Annotated in this window: 1 protein-coding gene; it reads left to right on the top strand. The window is 31.5% G+C overall.

The genetic code is table 11. The annotated features are described in order from the left end of the window. Positions 1 to 317 (top strand): hypothetical protein (locus tag AOA62_RS31690; protein WP_158235111.1); only part of this gene is annotated, 317 nt, incomplete at both ends.

Below are 317 nucleotides of genomic sequence, written 5' to 3'. Positions count from 1 at the left end.
ATATATCAGAGTCAGAATTTGAGGACTTTTATCAATTAATTAAAACAGAGAATGTGATTAAATTAGGAGAAGAATATAAAACAGCGATTTTAAGTTGGTTAGAGGATATGGACGAGAATCTAAAACAGAGGTATATGGATGAAATACTTGATATGGCTCAATCTATCGATCCAGATTTTTATGAGATGTATCCATCACTTCTATATAATTTGTTTGCTGCAGACCCTGCAGAATTTATTAGAGGATTGTCAGAAACAGAAATGTCTAGTGAACAATCTATTATAGTTTCTCTTACACAGTACGGGAAAGAAACAAAT

Source organism: Pseudomonas sp. 2995-3, from assembly GCF_002742565.1.
GTDB lineage: Bacteria > Pseudomonadota > Gammaproteobacteria > Pseudomonadales > Pseudomonadaceae > Aquipseudomonas > Aquipseudomonas edaphica.
The sequence above is the reverse complement of the archived record's forward strand: the minus strand, read 5'-3'. Positions and strand labels throughout refer to the sequence as shown.